Source organism: Pseudoalteromonas sp. UG3-2, from assembly GCF_037120705.1.
GTDB lineage: Bacteria > Pseudomonadota > Gammaproteobacteria > Enterobacterales > Alteromonadaceae > Pseudoalteromonas.
In genome coordinates this window covers 657793-682171 of the sequence record NZ_JAWLJU010000001.1, presented here as the reverse complement: position 1 = coordinate 682171, position 24379 = coordinate 657793, and the positions used below count along the sequence as shown (strand labels likewise).

Sequence of the window (24379 nt, the reverse complement as noted above, 5' to 3'; positions counted from 1 at the left end):
AAGGGGCCGAGGCCCCTTGAGCTAAAGACGGCATACTTTTTCATAGTCAGTGGAGGTTGATGGCTGTTTGTTGGTCCACCATTTGGCTTCATAAATGCCACTACCGTCGATGACTAGATCGCCTTGCAAGGCATGTGTCCCCTGTGGTAATTCTGGGTAGATCACTATGTCGCTGATTGCGGTTCCTTGGCATAAAGTGATTGGTGTAGGAGTATCATCACCAGGCTGAGCCGTTGGTAAGTCTTTATACTCGCTAGCCAATGCGTAGCGTTTACCATCCTTTTCAATGACAAAGTTTTGTGGGCCGGAAATGGGCATGTAGTACATCACTTCAGCATTGACTGTTTCGCCCGGGGCAAACGATTTCACTTGCCCACCCCACTCGTTGACCAAGGTAATCGAAAAGCGGTGGAATTCATTTTCAAAGCCGCCAATATTGTTGCCTGCGGTATTGGAACCGTTGACTTCTACTGCCATACCCAGTTTCTCTTGGGCATTCCAATTGGATTTAAATATGGCTGAGGTAGCGACCGGGACATCAAAGCTGATTTTTGCCCCCGATAAATCAATATTTGAGTGGTTAGTAAATGAAAAGGTTGGCGCGATGGGATAATTATCGTCGCCAGAAGGGAAGTTGTTAGCATTGAAACTAACATCTACTGCCTGAGTCGGGACAATAAAATCTTTGCTACCAGGAATAACACTGTAAGGGGCGCCATTTTGGTTGAACTTATCGTAGGCTAGCGTGGTTAATGTGCTACCCATGAAATATTCATTGTTGTTATCGTCAAAGTCATAATCGCCTGCCAACTCCCAAAACATAATGCCGCCAAGCCCTTGGTCAATGACATAATCGACTTTGGTGGCCATCGACTGTTGATCTTCCATTGAAAGAAAGACCTTTTTATCTGCATTCCAAAGCCAAGGGGCAACAGCAACGCTATCGTAATGGCGTTCATAATTCCCTATCAGTTGATGTGCTGGATTACTGTCTGGGTTTAAGCCATAAACATTGAGGTAACTGGGTTCAATACCCTGTTGTAAATTTTTCGCATGCCAGAGTGGGTTAGAGCCAGCCGGTATTTCTTGGCCTGAATCATTTTTATCATGCCATAAGTTGTCGATGCCTACCGCACCGTTACCACATTTGTCCTTGTCACCACTTCCGGTGCCTGGCGGACACTCTGCTTGGTTAGGCAAAGCGGCCTGCCCCCACAAACCATGAGTGCCGCCAGTTACGTCTCTGAAACCACGAGTGTAATAAGGAATACCAATATTAATCCTGCCTGCCGAGATTGAGCCGCGGAAATATTTCACCGCCCAATCGGTATTAAGGTAACCGATCCCTTCAAACTCTTTGGTGCCATAGACGTTCCACTGTTTTAATTCAGAGTCTTCACCGGTGTCATACAGTGAGGCGTTATGTCCGACATGTTGATTCCAAGCACCATGAAGGTCATAAGACATAATATTGACGTAATCTAGATACTTGGTGACTTGGAAGGTTTCCATTCCGCGCAGAAGGTATCCTGAAGAAGGCGACGCAATGGTGAGCAGGTAATGGGTATTGTCTTGTTCACCTGCTTTATCTAAGGCCTCACGCAACCGTTTCATGAGTACCTGATATGAAGCATTTAATGCACTTCTATGAGGGTTCGAAATGGCAAAGTCATCAGGGTGACCGGAATCCTTCATTGATGATGGGTATTCATAATCAATATCAACACCATCAAAGCCATATTTACGAATAAATTCTACAGAGCTGGCGACAAAGGCATCGATCCCAGCTTCATTGACGCTGCCATCGGCGTGGGTGGTCATGGTATAAAAACCGCCACTGTTGACGCGTTGGCCATTGTCATCAAAAAATCCCCCTGTTTCGGCCCAACCACCCACAGAGATAAGCGTTTTAACGTCTGGATATTGCTGTTTAAATTTATTTAATAAATTAAAGTGGCCAGTGTATGGCAGTGATGGATCCATTTCAGCGCCGGTTACTCCTGGCCAAGTCATGTTGGTTGCCGGATTACCTGGGCGACTAGGGTCGCCAATAGAAAGCTCATTGTCGGCATTGACGTGCGCGAATGCATAATTAATATGAGTGATTTTGCCCCATGGAATATCATCAACTAAATAGGCAGGCTGGCCGTTTTTACCTGTGCGCCAACTTGTGAAATAGCCAATTACCCTACGGGGGTGATCCGCAGCCATTTTTTCGCGGCCATCTTGATCATAAATATCGCAATAATTAGGCGTTGTTCCTGGGGTTTGATATAGACCATGAGGCACGCAGCGGTTGGCCACAGGGGGAATGCTTACAACTTCTATCTGTTGAACTGTTTGATGTGTCGCTCCTTCATTGTCGTGAGCAATCAATTTAAAATCGAACAGCCCAAGTGTGTCTGCTGTCCAGTTATAGGTCGCCGACGCAACGGCACTTTCAAGCACCAGGTTGTCATTGATAAATAACTCTAGCTTGGTTATTTGGCCATCAGGATCTTGACCCTGCAGCTGTACTGTTACTTCGCTTCCTTTATCGACATTGGTGTCAGTATTGATAGTCAGTGTCGCAGTGGGCAATTCATTGTTTGCCGCGTTTACTTCAATACGGTGACTCAGCTCGCTTGAGGTAGCTTGGTCATCGTCGGTGGCTACAGCCGAGACAACATGAGAGCCTGTTAAAGCAATCCAGTTTACCTCGTATCTTCCCTGGCTGTTCGCCGTGTTATCAATGCCTATGGAGTTGCCATCAATAAAAAATTCAACCTGCTCTACTTGACCATCACTGTCAGTAGCATTAACCGATATGGCAACGCTGTCATTGGGGTTAAATTGGCTATTGTCCGGCGGTAAAAGGCTATTCAATTGAGGTTGATTGTTGACAGCGCTGTCACAGTCGGCCAGCTTTTTCCAACTGTCCCAGGGACCCGAATTTTCAATGGGCGAATCTTTAGTCCACCATTTTGCTTCAAATGCTTGTTGCGATTGTTTAACTGTATCGCCTTTAACGTAAGCTTGCTCGGCATTCCAAGGAGCTATACTGGCGCAATCGAGCGCATTGGCATTACTTGCAAACAATGCCATGATGGCACTGGATATAACGCTCACCGCCGTTGTCTTTACATGTTGTTGTGTCATTTTGGTCCTCCGACCTTTTGTTTTAAAATATTAACAATAACAACATAAAGCTAACATAAAAATTCAAGATGGCAAGATGTATTGGTGTTTATGTTGCCGCTTACGTCAACATCCCCCGTGTTCAAACCAAGCTTTCACCTTTTTCTATTGTATTGATAAATAAATAGATAATTTATTTAGCTGGCTTCAAAGAGCGTTTCTTGCACGACCTAATCATCGATAACTTTTCTGATCAGTGATCGATAAGGTGTTGTATTACTTATTTATAACAATTAGCTATTGAAAATAATGAAATACCCTATTATGGCTATTAATTGCATCTACGAGCTTGTGTTATCGAACCACTAGACTAAATTTAGAATGTTGATTTTAGGAGATATTACCTTGCAGGTTGAGGCCACTACCGCTGTAACTCAGAGCAATATCAAAGTACTGTGCTTAGACGATGAAGCGAACGTGATTAAGTCATTGGCTCGTTTCTTTCGTCAGCATAATATTTCAGCCACCGTTTTTACTTCTGCTGCTGAGGCTCTTGATGCTGTTAAGCAAGAGGACTTTCATGTAGTTGTAAGCGATATGCGGATGCCGGAAATGGATGGGGCTCGGTTTTTAAAATTAGTAAAAGAGGCAAAACCGAATACCCAACGGGTGCTACTAACGGGGTATTCTGACTTAGCTTCTACAGTAAAGGCAATTAATGAAAGTGGAATCCACGCGTATATTCAAAAGCCTTGGGATAACACCTTGCTGCTTCATACAATCAAAGAGTGTGCGGAAAAATATCAATTAAAACAACATAATATTAGCTTGAATACTGAACTCCAAGAGAAGAACAAAGAGTTACAGCAGCTCAATAATAACCTTGAAGAGTTAGTCCAAAAACGCACAGCGCAAATAAGAAAAGTGCTCTCACAGCTAGAGCAAGCCAATAAGAAAGAAAAGAAAGAACACAAAGCAACGGTTGAACTGTTATATAATTTTATTAATGCCAATCCGTATTTAGATGGTAAAAAAGCAAAAAACGTAGCGCAACTCTGCCGTATTATAAGTAAAAACATTCAGGCCAGTCAGCAAACCACGGAAACAGTCATGATGGCAGGCTATCTTGCTGAAGTCGGGTTATTAGCGATGGACCCTGAATTGTATAAATCGAGTCCGCGACGCCTTTCTGAAGAAAAAAAGAAAATATACTATACCCACCCTACTATTGCACAACTTATGCTAATGCCAGCACAGCATTTATCTGAAGTGTCTGAATCAATATATCATCAGTTTGAAAAATACAATGGCCAAGGTATACCTAAAGGGTTGAAGCAACAAGAAATACCAACTGGTTCACAAATACTTGCCGTTGCTCGCGATTACTACAGTAATATCGAAAATGCAGTGGGTAACGATGAGGAAAAATCGACAACGGCTGCTGACTTAATTAAGGCATATAAAGGCAGCTTCTATTCACCGAAGGTAGTCGATGCCTTAGAAGCTGCAATCAAAAACAAAGAGCTGGCGCCAGAAAAAGTAGGTAGTATTGATATTCTAACCACGGATAAGCTTAAAGTAGGCATGAAGCTTGGCCTTGCACTACATAGTAATCAAGGTATTTTATTGTTGCCAAAGGGCCATGTTTTCACTGAAAAATCCATAGATAAGTTAAAGCAACTTGAGAGTCAAAGGCCAATTCCATTTAGGATCATGGTGGGAAAATAATTGCGTCTCTTTAATCTTACCACCCTATCCTTTTCAGTTTCTATTTAAAATAACAAGTATGTTAGATACTAATAATTTCATAGTAATACAGTGGCATTTAACCCTAACCAGTAATTACTTCTTTGCTATTTTTAATAAGAGAGTTTAATTAGATTAGTTTTATAATTATCTATTAGCTTTTAAAAAGAGTATATTTGGTTTAAATAAGTATAGAAACTCTATCACTGGGTTGGCCTCGATTCACACTGTGCTGTAAAAAATATTAGGACGCCTTTACCGCAACTAAAATATAGCCTTTTGGTTGGGCTAAAAGAACACATCATACTAAAAGTTAGTCGCATCTAGGTTATGTTAAAAAGCGTGTTTTAGAGAATTTCCAAAGGGCTGATGATATAAAGAAACCGAGCTTTGAACTCGGTTTCTTTTGCAGATTAGTTTAGAGATTGATTTAGAATTTGAATTGGGTGTTTAGGTTTATTGTTACTAAACCTTTTTACTTGGCAGCGACAAGAAAAGCCTGTTGCCAACACTTGTTTCTCACCGGCTTGCTCAATCATAGGTTGCCAAGAGCTGGCGTACAAGGCTTTGGAATTTTCTTGGTTTTGCTTTTCATGACCATAGGTACCCGCCATACCGCAACAACCAGTATTTTTGCCTTGCAACGTTAAACCAAAGTGGGCAAAAGTTTGTTGCCATACTTGTTTTGACTCCGGCATAGCCGTAGTCTCTGTGCAGTGAGTCAGCAACAAATAATCATTGTCTTGTTTTGCTTGCAGTGATGGCAGCTCAACCGTGCTCAACCATTCGTGAGCAAGACTGACTTCAAAATCACCTTGATGTTGTAGAATGTCTTTGTATTCGTCGCGATAACACATGACTAAGGAAGCATCTAAACCAACAAGTGGTCTGTTATGCTGACTTATTTGATTAAGAAAATCGCTGGTGTTCTTCGCTGTTTGTTTAAATTGACGTAAAAAGCCTTTCACATGTTGCGGTTTGCCATTTGGATGAAATGGTAACACTTGCGGATAAAAGCCTAATTTTGTTACTAGTTCGACAAAGTCAGATACTAGCTCGGCTTCATAAAAGCTGGTAAACGGGTCTTGGACAATAAAAACAACCTTGTTCTGCTCTTCTTTACTTAACTGTGTATATTGTTGTGGATGATAGAAAAACTTTTTGTCTATACGTTGTTGCAGCTGTCTTTTACTTAATTGTGGCGAATCAATATAGCCAATCCAGTTTTCAATTATATATTTAGCTGGTGGTAAATTTTGTATAAAATTAACCAAGCTCGGGACCTTAGCCATGGTTGGTAAGCACTTCTCCAAGTTACCAACTAAGTAATCTTTTAAAGGTCGGTTGTAGCGGCTGTAGTAGAAGTTTAAAAACTTTGCTCTGAAAGTGGGCACATCCACTTTTATCGGGCAAGCAGTGGTACATGCCTTACAAGCTAAACATTCATCCATGGACATTTTTACTTCATGGGAAAAATCATAATCTTCTGGGTTTCTTGAATTACGCAGTCGTTGCCACCAACTGCTTGTTTTGTTGCCGTCAATAAGCTGATTTTCTGTTGCTACTAAATCAATGCCCTTTTCAGTTTGTAGTCTTAGCCATTCTTTAAATAGTCCTGCCCTACCTTTAGGTGAAAAACGACGGTCTTTGGTGACTTTATAAGATGGGCACATTGGCGAGTTATCATCGTAATTAAAGCAAAGACCGTTGCCGTTACAATTGATCGGCGCCTCATAATTGCTTTTAACCGCAGTAGGAATTTGTTTATCAAACCAAGCGCGTTTTTGGTCATCAACAGAAACTAGGCTCTCTTTTGAATCAAGTGGTGTACAAATTTTTCCGGGGTTTAGGCGGTTATTCTTGTCAAACAAGCCTTTAATTTTACGCAGCTCGGTAAACAGTTCTTCACCAAAAAACTCTGGGCCATATTCACTACGATATCCTTTACCATGCTCACCCCACATTAACCCTTTGTACTTTGCGGTGAGTTTAACTACTTCATCGGAAATGGTACGGAGCAATTTTTCTTGTTCCGGATCGCACATATCAAGTGCCGGCCTCACATGTAGCACCCCAGCATCAACATGGCCGAACATGCCATAGTCAAGTTGATGGGCATCGAGTAAATCCCGAAACTCCATAATAAAATCAGCTAAGTTTTCGGGTGGTACTGCCGTATCTTCTGCAAAGGCTAATGGTTTTTTTGCGCCTTTGACATTTCCCAATAAGCCAACCGATTTTTTCCGCATCGCATAAATTTTAAGAATATCCGCTTTATCGTTAGTTAATTGGTAACCGATGATCCCAGCTTCTTTATTGGCAATAAGTTGATCCAAGCGTTGGCAAAGGCTGTCGACTTTTGAGCGTATTTCCTCTTCCGACTCACCATTAAATTCGACCATGTTAAGGCCTTGCATAGAAACACCAGGCACCTCAGTTATTAAGTCCGATACTGAATGCCAGATAATATCCTCTTTAGCAAGATTCAGTACTTTACTATCAACTGTTTCTACGGATGTTGCTTGGGCCGAAACCAAAAAGGGACTGTTGCGCAGTGCTGATTCAAAGGAATCGTATTTTATATTGATCAGTGTTTTAAACGGTTGTATTGGTGTTAAATTTAATTTCGCTTCCGTTACAATCCCAAGAGACCCTTCGGAACCGGTGATGATCCTGGATAAATCGAAGCTGGTAAGGGAATCATCAAACACATTCTCTAAGTCATAACCGGTTAAGAAACGGTTTAGACGGGGGAATTTTTGCACAATAAGTTCGCGTTTATTCTTGCAGATATCAATAACTTGCTGATAGATTTCTGCCACTTTCCCTGGTTGTTCTGCGAGCAGTTGTGCTTTGTCTATGGCCAAACGAGACGTGTTTAGTTCTGTACCATCCACTAAAAATGTTTTTAACCCTAAAACATGATCACTTGTCTTACCATAAACCAAAGAGCCCTGCCCTGATGCGTCGGTATTAATCATGCCGCCAATGGTTGCGCGATTACTGGTGGATAGATCCGGCGAGAAAAAATAGCCATAAGGGCGCAAAAAGTCATTGAGTTGATCTTTAATTACACCGGCTTGAACACGAACCCACCCTTCTTTTTCGTTAATTTCTAAAATTTCACGCATGTGCCGTGAAAGATCAATTACTATACCGGGTGTTAGTGATTGGCCGTTGGTACCAGTACCGCCACCACGAGGCCCGAACGTTAAAGATAAAAAAGGGTCTTGTTGCGCAATGTCTAAAGCGAGTTTTATGTCTTTATCTGATTTCGGAAACAGTACCGCTTGTGGCACTTGCTGATAAATACTATTGTCAGTTGAAGTGACCAGTCGAGTAGCATAACTCGTATCTATGTCACCAAGAAACCCCGCGGATTTTAGCTTTTCCTGATAAAGATTAATTACTTGGTTGGCTGAATCTTGTTGGCTAATTTTTGCGATCATGACGGTCTACACTGCTTTGTTTAGCGTGATTGTAACACGAAGCGTGTCACATCAAATTGAGAATTTTATGCTTTGTTACAAATCGAAATATTATATTTTACGAAGCTTTGTATACTTTAGATTTAGAGGAGACGAAATATGAAATATTTTTATGACTTTCTAGGTGCTTTGTTTGTCGTGTTAGCGCTAATCTTTATTATTGTACCGGGTCCATCGGTGGTGTTTTTACTTGCCGCATTGCTGTGCTTTGCGATTAATCACCCAAATGCTAGAAAACCGTTAAGACGTACTCAGGTTATGTTTAAAGAAGGTTGTTATAAACTTGACCAGCTACTTAAAAAATAGGCCTCGAAAAATCGAGGCCATTATTTTTATGCTTTAAATTTCTCTGCTAGGTATAACCAAGTCTCTAATACCGTATCTGGATTGAGTGAGACCGAATCAATACCTTGTTCTACCAACCAGGCTGCAAAGTCTTCGTGATCAGAAGGGCCTTGACCACAAATACCAACGTACTTACCTTTGGCTTTTGCAGTTTGAATCGCCATTGACAGTAGCTTTTTAATCGCAGGATTGCGCTCATCGAATAAATGTGCGATTAAGCCAGAATCCCTATCAAGGCCAAGAGTTAGCTGAGTTAAATCGTTCGAGCCAATAGAGAAGCCATCGAAATACTCAAGGAACTCTTCCGCTAATAAGCAATTCGATGGCAGTTCGCACATCATAATTACTTTTAAGCCATTTTCACCACGTTTTAGACCGTGTTCTTCAAGTAATTGGATGACTTGAGCGGCTTCTTCTAATGTGCGCACGAACGGGATCATGATTTCGACATTGGTCAAACCCATGTCATTGCGAACACGTTTGATGGCTTCACACTCGAGAGCAAAACATTCTCTAAAGTCTTTAGAGATATAACGTGATGCGCCACGGAAACCAATCATTGGGTTTTCTTCTTCCGGCTCGAACTGTTGACCACCTACCAGGTTGGCGTATTCGTTCGACTTAAAGTCGGACATACGCACAATAACACGCTCTGGTGCAAAAGAAGCACCTAAGGTGGCAATGCCTTCAACCAGTTTATTGATGTAGAATTCAACAGGCGAATCATAACCGGCAATCATGTCTGTTATTTCGGCCTGCAACGCAGCGTCTTGTTTATCAAAATGTAACAGTGCTTTGGGGTGAATACCAATCATTCTGTTGATGATAAATTCAAGACGCGCTAAGCCAATACCGGCATGAGGTAGCTTGGCAAAGTCGAATGCTCTGTCTGGGTTACCGACGTTCATCATGATCTTCATGGGAATGTCTGGCATAGAGTCAATGCGTGAAGAAATCACGTCAAACTCAAGTTCACCCTCGTAAATGTAACCTGTGTCACCCTCTGAACACGATACCGTAACTTGTGTACCGTTAGTGATTAAATCCGTAGCATTACCACAACCTACAACGGCTGGAATGCCAAGCTCTCTGGCTATAATTGCAGCATGACAAGTACGGCCGCCGCGATTAGTTACAATAGCAGAGGCGCGTTTCATGATAGGTTCCCAATCAGGGTCGGTCATATCAGTAACCAATACATCGCCAGGTTTAACTGAGTCCATTTCATCAATCGAGCTCAACACTTTGACAACACCGCTACCGATTTTGTGGCCAATGGCACGGCCTTCGGCAATAACGTTGGATTTCTGTTTAAGCTGGAAACGCTCCATGACGTTAGCGTCTTCGTTAGAGCGAACGGTTTCTGGACGAGCCTGAACGATGTAAAGCTTACCGTCATTGCCATCTTTAGCCCACTCGATGTCCATTGGACGACCATAATGCTTTTCGATGATTACCGCTTGTTTTGCCAACTCTTCTACTTCAGCATCAGTGATTGAGAAGCGGTTTGAAAGTGCAGAGTCAACATCCACAATCTCAACTTGTTTACCGTGCGACTCATCGCTTGAGTAAATCATTTGAATGGCTTTTGAACCAATATTGCGTTTTAACACCGCGGGTTTGGCATTGGCAAGCGTTGGCTTATGAACATAAAACTCATCCGGGTTAACGGCGCCCTGTACTACCATTTCACCTAAGCCATAGCTCGAGGTGACAAAAACCACGTCCTCAAAACCAGATTCTGTATCAATAGAGAACATGACTCCAGAAGCGGCCTTATCAGAACGAACCATGCGCTGAATACCTGCAGAAAGTGCTACACCACGGTGGTCATAACCTTGGTGAACACGATATGAAATTGCACGGTCATTAAAGAGTGATGCGAAAACGTGTTTAATCGCTACCATAACGGCATCGATACCACGAACATTCAAAAAGGTTTCTTGTTGGCCTGCGAAGGAGGCGTCAGGCATGTCTTCTGCGGTGGCTGAGGAGCGAACTGCGAATGACACATCTTGGTTAGCATCACCGTGAAGTTGCTGATAGGCGTCTTTAATTGCTGCGTCTAGTTCTGGTTGGAAAGGTGTGTCGATGACCCATTGACGTATTTGGGCGCCGACTTTGGCCAGTTCGTTGACATCGTCAACATCGAGGGAATCTAAAATACTGTGGATTTTTTCATTGAGCCCTGATTGTTCAAGGAACTCATTAAATGCTTCAGCGGTTGTAGCGAATCCACCTGGCACTTGTACACCAGCGTTAGCAAGGTTAGATATCATTTCACCTAGAGAAGCGTTTTTACCACCAACTCGAGGTACGTCTTGCATACCTAACTCTTGATACCAGAGAACGTAGTCTTGCACGGAACTGTCTCCAAAACAAATTGTATTAAATGTGAGAGATTATTTGACCTTTCCATTAGGTCGAGTGCATTCTACAACGGTAAGGCAGTCTTCGTAAACCACGACGGCTTATTTTCACTAATTTCTGAATGAATAATTGCCATATGAGAACCGCATTTTATATATCGGATGGCACCGCCATCACCTCTGAAGTCTTCGGTCATGCAACGCTTTCTATGTTTCCTGTTGATTTTAATCATCAGACCATTCCGTTTGTTGAGACAACTAATAAAGCGAATGAAATTAAAACCTTAATCGATTCAATAGCCGAATCTTCTGGGCAAAAGCCGCTGGTATTTTTTACTTTTGTTAATCCAGAGTTATCTGACATTATCGCGTCTTCGCAAGGAGTGTGTTATGACTTTTTATCTTATGCCAGTGAAATAGTAAAACGCGAATTGAAAGTAAAACCAGTTCCTAAAATGCACCGAACACACAGTATTCACGAATCCAGTTACGACTTTAGAATCGATGCGGTTAATTATGCTTTAGCCAATGATGACGGCGCAAATATAAAAGATTATAACGAAGCAGATATTATTTTGGTGGGAGTAAGCCGTAGCGGTAAGACACCTACTAGCTTATATTTGGCATTACAATATGGCATTAAGGCTGCAAACTACCCTATGACTGAAGAGGATTTAGAAAGTGGCCGCTTACCAAAATGTTTAGATAAATATAGAAAGAAACTATTTGGCCTAACCATAGACGCAGAGCGTCTTGCCGCTATAAGACAGGAACGTATGGCCAACTCTCGCTATGCATCAATAAGACAATGTCGTATTGAAATACGGGAAGTTGAGATGTTATTCAAAAAATATAAGGTGCCCTTTCTCAACAGCACGCGATATTCTGTTGAAGAAATATCAGCCAAGATTATTTCAGAGACAGGACTTAAACGCCATAAGTATTAAAAAAGGCTGCTGCTGCAGCCTTTCTTTTAACCACTAAAAGGTATTATTATTTTCTAGCGTCTTTTAAAAGATCCGCAACTAAGAAGCCAAGTTCAAGTACTTGGTCTGCATTTAAACGCGGATCACATTGGGTGCGATAACGCTGTGATAAATCTTCATCAGAAAGACCATAGGCACCGCCAGTACATTCCGTGACGTGTTGACCAGTCATTTCCAAGTGAACGCCACCTGGGTAGCTGCCTTCTGCTTTGTGAACAGCAAAAAACTGGCTAATTTCACGTAAAATATTATTGAAACTACGGGTCTTGTAGCCAGTACTGGACTTTTCTGTGTTGCCGTGCATTGGATCGGACGTCCAAATGACTTTTCGTCCTTCTTGCTGCACTCGGCGCACTAGTTTTGGTAGTTTTTCCGGCAATACATCGGCACCCATCCGCGTAATAAGCGTCAAGCGACCTGGAATATTGTCTGGGTTTAGCGCGTCAATAAGATTGATAAGCTCATCTTCTTGCATACCTGGGCCGACTTTAACCCCAATTGGGTTTTTAATACCGCGGAAAAACTCAATATGAGCATGATCCAATTGTCTTGTACGCTCCCCAATCCAAACAAAATGCGAAGAACAATCATACCAGTCACCGCTTAAGTGGTCGCGGCGAGTTAACGCTTCTTCGTATCCTAGCAATAGGGCTTCGTGGGAAGTATAAAGCTGAGTTTCTTTTAGACTAGGGGCTACGGTTGAATCCACACCACACACTTCCATGAACTCAAGCGCTTCTTGAATTCGCTCCGCGAGCATCTGGAATTTATCTTTAAGTGGATTCGCAGCAACAAAACTCATATTCCAGCGGTTGACTTGGTGTAAATCAGCAAGACCACCTTGGGCAAATGCGCGAAGTAAATTAAGCGTCGCTGCGCTATGATGATAGGCCTTCATCAACCTCTGTGGGTCGGGTATCCGCGCATCTTCAGTAAATTCAAAACTATTAACAATGTCACCACGGTATGATGGTAAAGACACGCCATTAATTGTTTCATAATCAGAAGAACGTGGTTTTGCGTACTGCCCTGCCATTCTGGCAATTTTTACCACTGGGCATTTGCCACCGTAGGTAAGCACAACGGCCATTTGCAAAAGGGTTTTAAAGGTGTCGCGAATATTTGCTGCACTGAAGTCTGAAAAAGACTCGGCACAATCACCACCTTGTAATATAAATGCCTTGCCTTCACAAACATCCGCTAAACTTTTATATAAGCTTCTTGTTTCTTCAGCAAACACCAAAGGTGGTGCGGCATTCAGTTCGGATTCGACTTTTTTTAACTGCTCTGAATCTGGGTATTCAGGCTGCTGCAGGATAGGCTTATCTCTCCAGCTACTTGGGCTCCAATTGGCCATTATAATTTCCTCATTCCTATATGTGTTACCACACATGAACACTACCCCATGTGACCTGTTACATCAAGAGAAATGTAGTAAATCAAGAACACATCATACTATTTAACTTTATATTATAGCTAGTATGTCATTTGTTTTTTATACATTTGACAAAAGCAAAGGTTCGCTTTGCGATTTAAATATGCATGCTTAGTTAATCTGAGTTTAAAAAAGCAACGGGCTTTGAGCAAATAAGTAGCAGTAAGTGGATGTTTTACGTCGTATCGCCTGAAGCCATTTCAATGTATTAGCGCAGATCCTTAAAAAGTTCTTGGGCTTTTATTTCTTAAGTGATTCTGCGCTTTTGTAGCTTCTGCCTTGTTGGAAGTATTGTTGTAAGACCTATGGGAGTTTTGCTGATTAATAACCCCCAATGCAAATCCTATTGTTGTTATTACCCCCGAAGATTAAAAGGTACTGAATTGACCAGGCTTTTTGTATTTAAAAATTGCAAGGTCTATACCCTATTTAGAATCGCGTTAACTAATCGCAGCGAGACAAGCTGTCTTACTATATCTTCTTAACCACTATGTCCGATATCGTTTTTTTGGTATCCAACTGTGGCAGATATGAATATTTGCATTAAGCGATTGCGAGCCTTTAAGGATTGGCTTATCATCGCGTGAGAATAAAGAACACATCATACCACTTAATTCTTAAAGAATTTTAAATTGAAGCTATAGTTAGGTAGATATTCAAAAAGCAGTGCATAAGTAAACCTTAATGATTTCGATAATTAAACGATTAACTACCCCCTAAATACGGAAAATTTGATATAATTGTCTTATTAAAAGAACACATCATACAAGTATGACAACATTTTCTATACGTTCAACCTTTGATATTTTAAACACACATATTAATCAACTCGTTGCTGAAATCAAAAATGCCGACGTAAAAAAAGCGTCTTTTTATGCTTTACCCAAAGCAACAAAAGAAGATGAAAAAGTAGCTCCTGAAGAAATCCAAGTTAAAAAGTATGAAGGTGAACAAGCATTGAAGTTTTGTTTGCAAGCATATCAAGATTTATTTTTGCAAGACAAAGCAAGCGGAAAATTAGTGCAACGTTACCCTGGTTTGCTGCTAATTAACGATCGAAACAACAATATAAAGTCTCGACTTCAAGCCGTGAATAAAGCGAAAGATGAATTTAAAAAAGCAATTTTAGAAATAGAAAATAACGATGCCCGATTTGAGGCCGTCCATGCTGCCGTTCCCGACTTACTTACTTTAGCCGCATATCGAAAGATCCACTTTGAATCAGAAACCCCTTACTCCGTTAGGTTTACATGGATGAAAAAGCACGCAACAAAAGTATTAAGCAAAAAGGTCGCACTTGAAATGCTAAACCGTTCATCTAACTATGCTAACCCAAGAAGGATAGACCAAGAGCAATGGTTACAGTTAGTTGAACAAGAAAAATACCGAGTTGCCAGTTTAGCCGAAGATACCAAATTACGGATACGTCGCCCCACTCGCGTAACCCCAGAAGTGAATGTTCGGTTCTCAGCCCAAAATCGCTACCATGTGAGTGCGGCATTGCCTTTTATCATTTTGAATCCGAATCCAGAGACCAAACTTGGCGAGCTCAGTAATTATACTCAAAATGAAAGCCATCCAAGAAAACGCCAATATAATTTCTTAGTTGACCGCATCTACCTCGAGCGTTTTTAGAAGCATTTTTAACACCTATGGTCTGATAACCTGTTCAAGCATACGATTTAACATAATCATATGCTTTATCAATATAAGTATGATGTGTTCTACATCTTGCTGTATGCAAACTCTCTCGTAGTGGTTGCTGTTAGATTCCTCTAGTTATAAAAGCGAGTATAGGTGTTGATTATATATGAGTCGTATTAACGAGTAAGTCTAAAGCATCTTTTTATAGTTAGCACTTACATACTTATATCGGTATGAATCATCATATACTCCCTTGTCTTTGAGCATTTAAGACATAATGGCCATTAGTTACACTGCTTCAAGCTATTGTATATATGCCAAAACATAAATAGCAAAAGAATCTCCACCATTAGCAAGTTTTCAAACAACTTAAAAATAAACTTATTTTCAGGTGGCCACTCACAGAACTGAACTAAGGTGTATTTTTTAGCGTTACAGCGAATAAATATTATAAAGTTGTGTGGCAACATCTGCTTCATAAATATTGCTGTTATGGTATAGCATATTTTATAGTGAGTACACACTTACTTTAAAATAAAGAGTATTAATAGCTAATAATTTATAAACTTAGGAAATCGAGGTTAGACTAATTAGTCTCATAAAATGAACGCAAATAAACTCAAAAGCAAAGCATTGGTTTGTTGGTACTAACTGACTTTAAATGCAATGCATTTAGTCAGTAGAGCAATACCTAATAGCAGTTTGCTTAATTTCGTCATCGAGTTACTGACAAGAATAATTTTGCCAGTCAGCTCCCTTGCATCTAGAACAAGTCATTCTGCAAGTAAGTTATTTTAAGTAAGAAACGTTTAACGCCTTTGCTACTCCCTCAGATAAAAAAATAATAATGCCTGCTATGAGTGTCAAAAGTAGAACACAATCATATTTTTATTTCTTAGTCATACTCCGCGAGTCGAGCAATTTCGTTATTCTGTTTTACCTCAATAAAAGCCAAAACCTTACTGTTGATATTGCTTTGATACTCATTTGCCTCATGAAGAAGGTTTGAGAGAAGAAACTTTTGTCGGTAACACAGCTCTCATGTCTTGTTGGCAAAGTATTACTCTCATTTATACAAGCAAGTCGGTAATTTTGTCTTGAGTTGTCCACCACTTGCAGCAAACTTACTGCTTCAAATAACCCAAAAATGGATGACAATTGGCTATGATCCATAATTGAAATAAAACAGCAAAGTCACTCTGCTTCGCAATGTTTGGCAGTTCAGTGATCCGCGATTTTTACACGAATAACAATACTTATTGGTCAGTAGGTATTAACTCGGAAGGAATGATAAAGATAAGATAGAAAAGTGCCATAAAGAAGAAAGTACAATGACTGTAATGACATTGTACTCATAGGGTATGGTAAGAACATTCTTTGGCACTTTGCAAAAAAATAATTAGCGCCTTTCCACGCTAAGTTATTTTTTTACAATTTCTTCGAGGGTGTCTTCGTCAATGACTTCGGCATTTTCAACTATCCGCTTTCCGCCTTGAATCTCAATGCGTTTATGGTGTTTGTTCAATGCCAAAATTTCATCACAAAACTGTGCCGATGGATGCATTTCATAGACGTAGTCAATAATTTTACCGGTTTTCTCATCTTTAACATTGGAAATGTTATATTCTGAGATTGCCCCTTTTTCTATTAAATCTTTCATCGTTGTGGTCATATCACGACGCAATGCTTTTAACTTATTATCGGTAATTTTGTCATCCGCATAAATTGAGCCGTATTTTTCCATAATGGAAATGAGCCTGAAGTGATAAGTTTTACCCGGTGCCGCATAACGCCAAAGGTGATAAAGGCGAAGCATCATCCAACGAGATAAACCTCGTTTCAATTCTTGCGCGCTATTAAAGTAGTAACCCTTATATTCAAGGTTATCGATCATATTATGAACAAACGCATTTAAACAAGCGACGCATTTGATGTTACCGCCCTGCCCTTTTTTACCACTAAAATGCAATGAGGATAAAAAGTTCATGTTCGACTCATAAAACGAGTCATCAATATCTGGGTTTTTAGTGTCTGTCGCAGTGTATTTAAAAGAGAGTTTTGAACCTTGCAACGCTTCCAACGATTCTTTGATTTGCGGATATGGCATTGATTGACCAACCGCTTTTAGTTCTTGCGCCAGTTCATTCATGGAAAAAATAACCGCGTATTGAATACCGGACTTAAAATTAATTTTTACGATTTTTCCTTTTGAAGCTAAACGAATGAGAGCTCGTTCAACTTTTTCTTCTCTATCAGACGGCCAAACTAAGAATTCTTCTTCATCACCATCTTTTTTAGTGCTTACTACAGCCGGTGTTATCTTAATTTCACCTTCGTAAAGAATACCATCAACTTTTTCTGATATTTTTCTGGTTACGATTGTTTTCTTCGGAGCATCTTCCAACGCCAGTTTTTTATGTCCAGAACGAACAAAACGACCCCAAAGGTCATAATGATTAAACGTATTTGAGTAGGCTCTTAACCCATGTGCAGTTTCAAGAGATACTCGAACATCTTTATTATCAGTGAACAATGCCAAGCTTTCGTTATCGATTGCACTTTCAACTCCATGGATCTGTCCACGCAGTGAATCTGGCAGGTTGTCTACAGAAATGTTCACCTTTCGGCTCATTGTTTTTACTTCCAAAAAATCGTGACGCTTAATAACAACATATTCAACGAAAAAAGTTAATTATTAAAGTTAGTAAAAAAGTGATCTGAGAACACTTTTTTATCGAGATCATGATTATACTAACTGTGTGAGGCTTAGAGATCAAAATTTTACTAACTAAGAGAGATCTTTACAGTTAACCAGCCCTTTTTACAGGCTGTAAGCCTCTGAATTTAGTGGTCATCGCAAGGAAGCTGTGGAAAAATAGCTTTCTGATTAGTAAAGATCTGATCTCTTCTAAGTAGAGATCAGATCCTTATCTAGTGAACATCGGTAGATCATCTGCTGAGTGTGAATAACTCACTGATATTACTTAGTAATATTTTGATCTCAGCGAACACAGAAGTGGATAACCCTGTGTATAAACTGTTTATATATAGCAAAATGAAATATGGCTTAGTAAAAAGGTGATCTGTTAGTTATAAAAGATCGGATCTTAACTAGGTAAAAAAGCGATCTGGTATTTTAAAAAATATTCATATAAAACAATCAGTAAAAACAAGATCTTGGTACCTTAGCCTTTAATACCTATATATTTAACCATATCTAAACTTCTTTATTTATACTTAGAGGCAAGGTAATCAATAAATGTCTTTATTTTTTTGTGTTTACAGGTAAATATATGGACATTATAATAAACGGCATCAAATAAAGGATAATGTGTATGTCGATAAATAACAACGCGCTATCAACTTACCGTTTGTTAAAAGCAACGGCAGAAGTTGCAGAAAAATCTTTAGCAGGTCGTATCCAACATTATAGGGCACACCTAAAAACTGAAGATAAGGAACTAAGAACTTACACGCAAAAAGCCGCGGCCGACCTGCTTGGTGTTAATAACCGGACTTTGAAACGTCGTCATGATCAAGGCGATTTCGATGATATCAATATTAAAAAAGGTGCCAATGGTCACTATGCTTATACATTAGCCAATATTTTTGCCATGGCTGAAGTGCTTGGTGTCGAGGCTGATCAAAGAAAAGCAGATGATAAGCTTCAAGTTATTGTCATCAACAGTCTAAAAGGTGGTTGTGGTAAAACTACCAGCTTGGTTAATATTGCAGCCGCGTTGGCCACTACCAATATTAAACGCTATCGAATTGGTATCATTGATCTAGATCCGCAAGGATCGTCCTCCAGTTTCTTTCCTGCTAAAGAGCACGAACCCATTACTGTGGGCGATCTAATGCGTGACTGCATCGAACTAGATGAGGGTGAGACCTGGCAAGATTTAGTGTCTAATTCATTTCAAACCACTCATATCCCTAATATTCGAGTACTGCCCTCTGGCATGGATGACTTTTACTTTGAGCATGAAACCGCAACGGAATTAAAAGAAAGCTCAAGCTATGAAAAAACCAGGCATTACCATAAGCTTAAGGAAAAAGTCATCGACCCGGTAGCGGATCAGTTCGACATTATTTTGGTCGATACGGCACCGTCGTTAAACTTCATGTTCTACAACGCCTTAATGGCTTCAACCGCGATGCTAATACCGGTTCACCCGGAAGCCGTAGACTTTGATGCCAACAACAAATACCTCAAGCGTTTGGGGGAAATTTACCATACCGTTGCTGCACTCGGTCATGAAGGTTGGGACTTTATGCAATTTCTAGTGACCAATTATGTAAAAGGTAATCACTCGCAACGCGATATTGTCAAAGATGTAAGAAGTGCGTTTGGACGCCAAGTAATGAGCTACCCAATTAACCATAGCTCTGCAATCACCGCCAGTTCATCCTCGTTTAACACTATTTTTGATCAAAAAACTTCTGATAGCTTAGCCAGTAGAGAAGCGCTATTAAAAGCACAGGAAAACATCAAAGATGTGGTTGATGAATTAGAGATGCTGATCCGCTCTAACTGGCCGTCAACGCAATCTTCACTAGCAGAATAATAAAGGTTAAAAAATGGCTAGAAAACGTAAAAATGATACCCGTATGGATCCTTTCGCCACTGCTGTGGAAGGAAGCAGTTTAGATGATCTACTGGATCAGGCAAAAGTCGGTGATGTGGTTACCATGCCCGCACCAAGCGATCCTAATAAAACCATTGTTTTAACCTGTCAGATCATTCCTTTCTCTGAAATAGAGTCTCGTACCTGTGTGTATGGTCAAAACCGCAGAGAGCAAACCTTGCTTGGTGAAAAAGCCGTCGCAGACATATTGCCTGCAATTGAAAAGGATAAGCGCAACCTTCATCCTGCGTTGTGTTGGGAGCATAATGGCAAGTTACAAGTGTTGTCAGGCTCGCGTCGCAGAAAAGCCTGTATGCTGGCAAAAGCCGATTATGTCGTTCTAAGCTCAGCGGACTTTAGTGATGAAGACGCCAAAGTCTTGGCTGTGTCTTCGGATCAATACATTGCTCCAAGCTTATGGGAATTAGGTCAGGCGTATGCGGCTACAAAGCAGCGTCTAGTAGCGCAGGGACAAAAAGGATCTTACCGTGAAATCGCTGCTGTCGAAGGCGTATCACATACCGCCATCGCTGATGCCATTAAAGCCTTTGAAAGCATTCCGGTTGATGTTTTGAAGTTATACCCTACCGCCAATCATTTAGGCCGAGAAGCAGCGAAAAAGTTGATTAACGCCAAGTCTGATTCACCTGAAAACTTTGCTGAGCGAGTACGCGCGCTTCCAGAGCAAAGCTTTATGAATGAATCGATGAGCGACGAAAAGCGCGCACTGCAGATCACTAAATTTTTGACCACCTTTGGTGAAAACAGCAGTCGAGTTGAATCGATCCTTGAGAACGATTACGTCAAGCTGCAGCGCAATCTTAAAAGCGGTGATATTACGGTTAAAATTGATAATCGCGTCTTAACCGATAAGCGTTTAGAACAGCTGCAAAAGCTGCTCGGTAGTTACAATTAATTACCCTAACCCCAGGTTGGTCAAATTTACGGCCAACTTGGGTTATTTAGCAACACTTGAGCTCCAACCAGTTTATTTTTACCCTTTTTCTCGCATTTCTCTCTTTAGCTCAAAACCCGAATTTCATATACTGGTTCTTTAGTTTTCAGTCTACGTGCTACTAATGTCATCGCAGTTATCAAAAGAGCAACTTTTCGCCTTATTTGAAGAGATCAAACAAGAGCAAGCGAACCAGTTTCCATTGTCTGAGCGCTTTCTTAGACAGTACTTTAACTCGGCTTTATTAAATAAGGCCAAAGAGTATCTGCAAGACGATCAGGTTTGTTACTTACATCACAGCGACAATTTTGCCCAAATCGACGCCCAAGTCTTAGGTAACTATGGCAATACTTTTACCCAGCACATCAAAATTACCCACAAACAAGGATCTGCGCACGTTGAAGCCAACTGTTCATGTTCCAATAATCCCAAATGCCGGCATATTGCTGCGGTATTATTAAAACTCAAAATTGAACACTCTGGCGGTTTCGGTGAGGCATTTTTAGTCAATGACTGGTTTAATGAATTAGCACAGTTACAGTCAATAGAGCATCAAGATGCTGATAACGTGTTACTGTTTGTTTTGGAGCCTCGGGCCAATGAAATTCTGGTCAACCCCAAGGTGTCACCTAACCGTCCAGACGGTCAGTATCCTTTGGGTAGAGCCTTAACTGAGCAACAATTGAACAGTCAGGTGGCGCCTTCAGGACTGCTGGAAAGTGATTTTCGATTATTCAGTTGGATCCGCTCACAAAATACCCCAGGTCATTTTGAATTATTTGGCAGCTGGGGCTTTAATGCCTTAACGCAACTTATTCACAGCCATCGTTGTTACTATCAAAACGACCGCCAGCCTCTGCTATTTGGTCACAAACAAAGTCTAGACTTCTACTGGCATCAACAAGGCAGCCAGTATCAGCTACGTAGCCGCCTAGCCGGGGTGGAACAATGGCGTTTAATAAAAACCGACCCCCCAGTTTATCTTGATACCGATAAGCTTGTTGTCGGGCGCATTGAAACCGATTTAACGGCTCAAGAAATTGCCCATTTACATACCATGCCCGCCGTCAGCGAAGAAAAAATAGAGCAAGTGATGGCACGTTTTCAGGATATCTTTAATGACGATGTCATCGCTGCGCCGCAAGGATTAATGCAGCTTGCCCAGCAGCAAGCTCAGGTGGCACGACTGATAAAGTTAGATAAAGCAGGACCGGCAGGCTTTCGAATTGAGCCATTAGCAAAATCTGCCAAGAGCAAACACAAAGCGCGCTGTGAACAACTGCTCAGCGGCTTAGGCTTCAGCCATGAGGGAGATACCTTTTCACTGCCAAGTAACGATGGCGTATCCATTCATTGGTTCAATCAAGAAGTGCGGCCATATCTCCAAGTTAAGCGCTGGGTGGTTGATGAGTTGCACGGTGACAGTCAAGTAATTACGCCTACGGTGAAAATCTACCTCAAGCGTGATAAGCAGCATCATGTGCTAGGTAAAGTGATGTTTGATGACAAACCCATCACTCTTAACTGGGAGAAGTCTGAGAGCCACGAGCTCAATAACCTGGCACATGACTATCATTATGTTTGCATTGGTGAGCAATTCTATGCCTTACCTAAGGCCGTATATGATGCCCTGATGGGGTTAAAAGCCCGTTTTAGTTATTACCTTTCGAGCGGGCAATTTAAATTTCCTTTGTCATACGCTAAGCAGCTGTTCCAGCTGGACCACCTTGAGGCGGTGTCTGACGATCCCAAGCTGCTCGATTATTTAGCTGAAATTGAGCAGCCCATTAAAGAGCAACAAGTTATTCCGGCCAGCGAAGGGCAAAACTTTACTTTGCGTGATTACCAAATACAGGGAGTAAATTGGCTGAAGTTTCTTAATCGCCATCAGCTCGGTGGTATTCTTGCCGATGACATGGGGCTGGGCAAAACCTTGCAGGTGATTGCCTATTTTATTGCTCAGCATAATACCCTAGTATCGCAACCGAGCTTAATCGTATGCCCAACCAGTTTAGTGGGTAATTGGCGTGATGAATTTAAGCGTTTTGCGCCGCATTTACCGCTAACGATTATTCATGGTGCACATCGTGATAAAGCGCTAAATGAGGTGCAAGGGGCGAAATTTATTCTTACCACTTATCCGCTGCTGAAAAGAGATGCTAGCTTTTATAAAAACTTGGCGTTTGATTCCATTGTATTAGATGAAGCGCAATACATTAAAAACGAAGCGGCGCAAATCTCAAAATGCGTTAAAAGTTTAGCGGCGCGGTTTAAACTGTGCTTAAGTGGTACGCCAGTGGAAAACAATTTATTGGAGCTAAAGTCCTTGTTGGACTTTGTTATGCCCGATGTTTTGGGTACTAAGCAACAGTTTAAACAGCATTTTCAAATTCCTATTGAAAAAGAGCAAGACAGCGCTAAAGCGAGAGAGTTACGTAGTCTTATCGCGCCATTTATTTTGCGCCGGACGAAATCTGAAGTGGTGCAAGAGCTGCCAAACAAAACCGAACTGGTAAAAGAGCTGGAGTTCTCTGAATCCCAGCATGCACTGTATCAAAGTGTGCAACGGCAAGTGGAAAATAAACTGGTTACTTTATTCCATGAGCAGGGAGTTGAGCGCAGCAAGCTGGCCTTTTTAGACGCTTTGCTCAAGCTGAGACAAATTTGCTGTCATCCTCAGTTAGTGGACAAAACCGCAACCGAGTACCGTGGGGCGAAATTTGAATGGCTGGCGCAACATCTGCCAACGTTACTAAAAGAAGGCCGGAAAATTATTATTTTTAGCCAGTTTACCAGTGTCTTAGAGTTAATTGCGCAGCAGTGTCAGGAGCAGGCACTAAAATACACTATGCTCACAGGACAAACTCGGCAGCGCGATAATGCCATTGCCGCTTTTACCGAAGGTCGTTGTAATATATTTCTGATCAGCCTAAAAGCTGGTGGTACGGGGTTAAATTTAACGCAGGCCGATACGGTGATCCACTTTGATCCCTGGTGGAACCCAGCTGTTGAAAATCAAGCAACGGATCGCGCTTATCGAATTGGCCAAGATAAACCGGTATTTGTCTATAAGCTACTGATGGCAGGCTCCATAGAAGAAAAAGTTTTCAAGATGCAAAGAGACAAACAAGCCTTAGTTGATGCTCTATTTGCCGACGCTGGAGTGAAATTAAACCAGTTCGACGAATCGCAAATGCTGGCGTTGATAAAAAATTAAAAATAATTTTGAACTATCGCTGAGTGGCTAAGTCTATTGTTATGCTTGTTGCGAAATCGTTTAGCAGTAGGCATATGTTGATTTCCCCTTTGTTACTGATTGTAATGAGCCAGCTGAAAAGCTGGCTTTTCTTTTTTCATCAATCCGATGTCACAAATTAACTCGACAAAAAAGTTGGTTTTTTTCGCTGCTCCATTTTTGTTCCATATTCTTGGCTTTTAATAGCTATAACGGATATCACACAACTGGAACTGAAATTATGCTTTGCTACGCCACTACGCCACTACGCCACTACGCTTTCACAGCTAAACTTTATTGAGACGCAATCAACAACAGACTATGATCTTTTGCATGAAGTCGCCAGCTCAGAAGACTTAGCGAGTATATTAACCATGTTATTGTTTGATGAAACGCTTTCCGATAAGCTAAAAAATCAAGTCAAACAACAA

12 protein-coding genes are annotated in these 24379 nt (G+C 41.1%); 7 read left to right on the top strand and 5 right to left on the bottom strand.

The genetic code is table 11. The features are described from left to right. Positions 1-21 precede the first annotated feature (21 nt). Complete coding sequence (locus tag R3P39_RS02725; protein WP_336565480.1) at positions 22-3138, bottom strand: glycosyl hydrolase family 18 protein; 3117 nt, start codon at positions 3136-3138, stop codon at positions 22-24. 360 nt (positions 3139-3498) lie between these two features. Here R3P39_RS02725 and R3P39_RS02720 point away from each other — a divergent pair, with 360 nt between their 5' ends. After that, positions 3499-4845: an HD domain-containing phosphohydrolase gene (locus R3P39_RS02720; RefSeq protein ID WP_336565479.1), complete on the top strand. Its 1347-nt coding sequence runs from the start codon at positions 3499-3501 to the stop codon at positions 4843-4845. A 431-nt stretch (positions 4846-5276) separates the two neighbouring features. Here R3P39_RS02720 and ydiJ read toward each other — a convergent pair whose 3' ends face one another. After that, on the bottom strand, positions 5277-8312 hold the full coding sequence (gene ydiJ, locus R3P39_RS02715; protein ID WP_336565478.1) for a D-2-hydroxyglutarate dehydrogenase YdiJ: 3036 nt from the start codon (positions 8310-8312) through the stop codon (positions 5277-5279). 138 nt (positions 8313-8450) lie between these two features. Here ydiJ and R3P39_RS02710 point away from each other — a divergent pair, with 138 nt between their 5' ends. Next, positions 8451-8657, top strand: a complete 207-nt coding sequence (locus R3P39_RS02710) for a PGPGW domain-containing protein (RefSeq protein WP_336565477.1) — start codon at positions 8451-8453, stop codon at positions 8655-8657. Positions 8658-8683: 26 nt separating this feature from the next. On the opposite strand, the gene ppsA is transcribed toward R3P39_RS02710, so the two are convergent. Next, positions 8684-11059 (bottom strand): phosphoenolpyruvate synthase, encoded by a 2376-nt coding sequence (ppsA, locus tag R3P39_RS02705; RefSeq protein WP_336565476.1) that lies wholly within the window; start codon positions 11057-11059, stop codon positions 8684-8686. Between the two features lie 143 nt (positions 11060-11202). On the opposite strand from ppsA, the gene ppsR reads away from it, so the two are divergent. Further along, entirely contained in the window at positions 11203-12012 is an 810-nt protein-coding gene (gene ppsR, locus R3P39_RS02700; RefSeq protein ID WP_336565475.1) for a posphoenolpyruvate synthetase regulatory kinase/phosphorylase PpsR, read from the top strand. 46 nt (positions 12013-12058) lie between these two features. On the opposite strand, the gene R3P39_RS02695 is transcribed toward ppsR, so the two are convergent. After that, a complete protein-coding gene (locus R3P39_RS02695; RefSeq protein WP_336565474.1) occupies positions 12059-13408 on the bottom strand; it encodes a class II 3-deoxy-7-phosphoheptulonate synthase in 1350 nt (449 codons plus the stop codon). 849 nt (positions 13409-14257) lie between these two features. Between R3P39_RS02695 and R3P39_RS02690 the strand changes: the two genes are divergently transcribed. Further along, positions 14258-15121 (top strand): DNA replication terminus site-binding protein, encoded by an 864-nt coding sequence (locus R3P39_RS02690; RefSeq protein WP_336565473.1) that lies wholly within the window; start codon positions 14258-14260, stop codon positions 15119-15121. Between the two features lie 1429 nt (positions 15122-16550). Here R3P39_RS02690 and R3P39_RS02685 read toward each other — a convergent pair. Beyond that, a complete protein-coding gene (locus R3P39_RS02685) occupies positions 16551-17762 on the bottom strand; it encodes a replication protein A (protein ID WP_336565472.1) in 1212 nt (403 codons plus the stop codon). Positions 17763-18465: 703 nt separating this feature from the next. Between R3P39_RS02685 and R3P39_RS02680 the strand changes: the two genes are divergently transcribed. From R3P39_RS02680 to R3P39_RS02670, 3 genes are all read left to right on the top strand, one after another. After that, positions 18466-19698, top strand: a complete 1233-nt coding sequence (locus tag R3P39_RS02680; RefSeq protein ID WP_336565471.1) for an AAA family ATPase — start codon at positions 18466-18468, stop codon at positions 19696-19698. 13 nt (positions 19699-19711) lie between these two features. After that, positions 19712-20674: a ParB N-terminal domain-containing protein gene (locus R3P39_RS02675; protein ID WP_336565470.1), complete on the top strand. Its 963-nt coding sequence runs from the start codon at positions 19712-19714 to the stop codon at positions 20672-20674. Between the two features lie 163 nt (positions 20675-20837). Continuing rightward, entirely contained in the window at positions 20838-23930 is a 3093-nt protein-coding gene (locus tag R3P39_RS02670; protein ID WP_336565469.1) for a DEAD/DEAH box helicase, read from the top strand. Positions 23931-24379 lie beyond the last annotated feature (449 nt).

Bases quoted from the DNA above. Each gene is read 5' to 3' on its own strand.
- R3P39_RS02675 (WP_336565470.1), top strand. From the start codon at position 19,712: ATGGCTAGAAAACGTAAAAATGATACCCGTATGGATCCTTTCGCCACT.
- R3P39_RS02685 (WP_336565472.1), bottom strand. From the start codon at position 17,762: ATGAGCCGAAAGGTGAACATTTCTGTAGACAACCTGCCAGATTCACTG.
- R3P39_RS02725 (WP_336565480.1), bottom strand. From the start codon at position 3,138: ATGACACAACAACATGTAAAGACAACGGCGGTGAGCGTTATATCCAGT.
- R3P39_RS02695 (WP_336565474.1), bottom strand. From the start codon at position 13,408: ATGGCCAATTGGAGCCCAAGTAGCTGGAGAGATAAGCCTATCCTGCAG.
- R3P39_RS02680 (WP_336565471.1), top strand. From the start codon at position 18,466: ATGTCGATAAATAACAACGCGCTATCAACTTACCGTTTGTTAAAAGCA.
- ppsR (WP_336565475.1), top strand. From the start codon at position 11,203: ATGAGAACCGCATTTTATATATCGGATGGCACCGCCATCACCTCTGAA.
- R3P39_RS02690 (WP_336565473.1), top strand. From the start codon at position 14,258: ATGACAACATTTTCTATACGTTCAACCTTTGATATTTTAAACACACAT.
- R3P39_RS02720 (WP_336565479.1), top strand. From the start codon at position 3,499: ATGTTGATTTTAGGAGATATTACCTTGCAGGTTGAGGCCACTACCGCT.
- R3P39_RS02710 (WP_336565477.1), top strand. From the start codon at position 8,451: ATGAAATATTTTTATGACTTTCTAGGTGCTTTGTTTGTCGTGTTAGCG.
- ydiJ (WP_336565478.1), bottom strand. From the start codon at position 8,312: ATGATCGCAAAAATTAGCCAACAAGATTCAGCCAACCAAGTAATTAAT.
- R3P39_RS02670 (WP_336565469.1), top strand. From the start codon at position 20,838: ATGTCATCGCAGTTATCAAAAGAGCAACTTTTCGCCTTATTTGAAGAG.